The organism is Streptosporangium sp. NPDC006013 (assembly GCF_040614275.1).
Classification (GTDB): Bacteria; Actinomycetota; Actinomycetes; order Streptosporangiales; family Streptosporangiaceae; genus Streptosporangium.
Genome location: NZ_JBEXUE010000747.1, coordinates 1 through 3,249 on the forward strand (window position 1 = coordinate 1; position 3,249 = coordinate 3,249).

Annotated in this window: 3 protein-coding genes; 2 read left to right on the plus strand and 1 reads right to left on the minus strand. The window is 70.0% G+C overall.

Annotated features, from left to right (window positions below):
• Window positions 1–607: acyl-CoA dehydrogenase family protein (locus ABZ260_RS48920; protein ID WP_355632223.1), on the minus strand; the 607-nt coding region annotated here is incomplete at its 3' end.
• 187 nt (window positions 608–794) lie between these two features.
• Here ABZ260_RS48920 and ABZ260_RS48925 point away from each other — a divergent pair.
• Both ABZ260_RS48925 and ABZ260_RS48930 read left to right on the plus strand, forming a co-directional pair.
• A complete protein-coding gene (locus ABZ260_RS48925; RefSeq protein WP_355632225.1) occupies window positions 795–1,358 on the plus strand; it encodes a hypothetical protein in 564 nt (187 codons plus the stop codon).
• 77 nt (window positions 1,359–1,435) lie between these two features.
• Window positions 1,436–3,181 carry a proline--tRNA ligase gene (locus tag ABZ260_RS48930; protein WP_355632228.1) on the plus strand — a complete coding sequence of 582 codons (1,746 nt, stop codon included), beginning with the start codon at window positions 1,436–1,438 and terminating at the stop codon, window positions 3,179–3,181.
• Window positions 3,182–3,249: the final 68 nt, after the last annotated feature.

Sequence of the window (3,249 nt, forward strand, 5' to 3'; positions counted from 1 at the left end):
CGCCGTTGGCCTGGAGAAGGTCTCCGCGCTCCATGCCCTTGGTCCGGGGGCGGGCACCGATCCGGACGGCGGGGACGGCGTCGAAGGCGAGCGCGGTGAGCGGGCGGGTCTGGTCCAGGGTGGGCAGCGGCGTGCGGGAGGAGGGGGCGGCCTCCAGGAGCGCGCCGCCCGCGTAGGCCAGCACCAGCTCGCCGTCCAGGGCGTGCCGGGCGATCCCGGTCAGCCGGTCGCCGTCCAGCACCAGCTCGGCGTCGCCGGGGAACAGCACGGTCGCGGTGACGGTGCCTTCGGCGATGCCGGGAAGCAGCCTGGCCATGGCCGCCCGGTCACCGGTGGCCTTGATCGCCTCCACGGCCAGCACCGCGGTCTGCAGGTAGGGATGGGGTGACAGGGCGCGGCCGACCTCCTCGCACACGACGGCCGCCTCGGTCATACCGCAGCCCGCGCCGCCGTACTCCTCGGGGACCGCCAGGCCGGCCACGCCCAGCTCGGCGGCGAACCGGACCCAGGGGGCGTCCGGGTGCCGGGCGAGGAAGGAGCGGACCGCGTCGCGGAGCTCCAGCCGCTCCTCGGAAAGGCTTGGGGAAACGCTCGCGAAAAGACTCACGGCAACAGCATAACCAAGCGCTCGCTTGCCTAGTAAAATTTGCCCCACTCTGGGTATTAGTGCAGGTCAGATATACTGCCGATGGCCACGAGTACATGTGATCGGGGGATCGGTGGCTTTGGTAGAACGCAACTACACGCTTGACTTCGTAGCGGGGGACCGACGGGATCGCGCCATTCTCCGGCACATGGTCCTCTCGCTCTTCGTGGGGATGCTGCTGGGGGGCGTCGGAGCGCTACTGCTCTACGGACCGGGCCTGCCTGGTGCGATCTACAACCCGTACGCGTACGTCCTCCTCGCCGTCGTCGTGGGGCGGAGCGCGGCCGGTTTCGGCTGGGCGGTGCTCTCCAGCGTGCTCGCCGCGTTCGGGGTGCTGCTCTCGATACTGACCGCCACCCTCTTCGAACCGGGAGACTGGCTCACCAGGCTCGGCGACGACGGCGCCACGATGAACCTCACGGTCGTCAATCTCGTGACGATCGGGGTTCTCTCCTACCTCGCCAAGCGCCTCGACCGCTGGGGAGCCCTCGCGGCCGGCGGGGCGGTCGGGCTGGTCCTGTTCGGAGGCATCGACAAGATGATGCCCGGCCCCGGGCACGTCCCCGGCTTCTGGCCGTGGGGAGCCGCGGTCGTGATCGTGTTCGCGCTGGGGATGCTGATCTCACTGGTCCGCGGCAGGGAGCGTGCCTGCTCCGCGTTGGTCGCGCTGGCCCTCGGGGCCTTCTACTTCGTTTTCCTCGCCGGGCTCTGAAAGGGGCGACGGCCGACAATCGGCTTGCCGGACTCGATAGCCTGTAGGGCATCGATCCCTGCTAGCTAGGAGTAGCCGTGCTGCTGCGCATGTCGTCGCTGTTTCTTCGAACGCTGAGGGACGACCCGGCAGACGCGGAAGTCCCGAGCCACAAGCTGCTCGTCCGCGCCGGGTACGTCCGCCGCGTCGCCCCCGGCGTCTACTCCTGGCTGCCCCTCGGCAAGACGGTCCTGGAGAACGTCACGCGCGTGGTGCGCGAGGAGATGAACCGGATGGGCGGCCAGGAGGTGCTCTTCCCCGCGCTCCTGCCCCGTGAGTACTACGAGGCGACCGGTCGCTGGACCGAGTACGGGGACACGCTCTTCCGCCTCAAGGACCGCAAGGGTGCCGACTACCTGCTCGGTCCCACCCACGAGGAGATGTTCACCGACATGGTCAAGGGGGAGTACTCCTCCTACAAGGACTATCCGGTGACCCTCTACCAGATCCAGACGAAATATCGCGACGAGGCCAGGCCCCGGGCCGGCATCCTGCGCGGGCGCGAGTTCATCATGAAGGACTCCTACTCCTTCGACCTCGACGACGAGGGTCTCAAGCACTCCTACGAGCGCCACCGCGAGACCTACATCAAGACCTTCGACCGGCTCGGCATCACCTACAAGATCTGTTTCGCCACCTCCGGCGCGATGGGCGGGTCGGCCTCCGAGGAGTTCCTCGCTCCCGCGGCCACCGGTGAGGACACCTTCGTGGCCTGCCACGACTGTGGCTACGCGGCCAACGCGGAGGCCGTCGTCACCCCCGCCCCGGCCGCCGAGGGCACCGGCGAGCGGCCCGCCATGCGGGTGCTCGACACCCCCGGCACCCCGACCATCGAGTCGCTGGTCAACCACGTCAACGAGCACCACGGCCTGGGCATCACCGCTGCCCAGACGCTCAAGAACATCGTGGTAAAGGTGACCGTCCCGGGCTCCGGCAAGACCGAGACCCTGGTCGTGGGTGTTCCCGGAGACCGCGAGGTCGACTTCAAGCGGCTGGAGGCGTCCCTGGCCCCCGGTGAGCCCGCCATCTTCGAGGCCGAGGACTTCGCCAGGCACCCCGGCCTGGTCCGCGGCTACATCGGCCCGCAGGTCCTGCGGGATCTCGGCATCCGCTACCTCGTCGACCCCCGCGTGGTCGACGGCACCGCCTGGGTGACCGGCGCCAACGAGCCGGGCAAGCACGCCGCGGACGTCGTCGCGGGCCGTGACTTCGTCGCCGACGGCACCATCGAGGCCGCCGAGGTCCGCGCGGGCGACGCCTGCCCGGTCTGCGGCTCGGGCCTCTCCATCGACCGCGGTATCGAGATCGGTCACATCTTCCAGCTCGGCCGAAAGTACGCCGACGCCGCGAAGCTCGACGCCCTCGGCCCCGACGGCAAGCCGATCCGCATCACCATGGGCTCCTACGGCGTCGGCGTCTCCCGCGCCGTGGCGGTGCTGGCCGAGCAGCGGCACGACGAACTCGGCCTGCGGTGGCCCCGCGAGATCGCCCCGGCCGACGTCCACATCGTGGGCACCGGCAAGGACGGCCAGATCGAGGCCGCTGTGAAGATCGCCGAGGAGTTGGAGGGTCGCGGCCTGCGGGTCCTGGTGGACGACCGCTCCGGGGTCTCGCCGGGCGTGAAGTTCAAGGACGCCGAGCTGCTCGGCATGCCGACGATCCTGATCGTCGGCCGAGGCCTCACCCAGGGCGTCGTGGAGCTGCGCGACCGCGCCACCGGCGCCAAGGAGGAGATCCCGCTCGCCGAGGCGGTCGACCGCGTCGTGGCGGCCTGCGAGGAGTGAGGTAGGCGGTGACGAGGGCGAGCAACATCTCGGAGCCGTCGTCCGCGCGCCGGGAGAGGGCCGCGTAG

What these genes read in the sequence shown, in the direction of transcription:
- ABZ260_RS48925 (WP_355632225.1), top strand. Translation starts at nt 795, where the DNA reads ATGGTCCTCTCGCTCTTCGTGGGGATGCTGCTGGGGGGCGTCGGAGCG.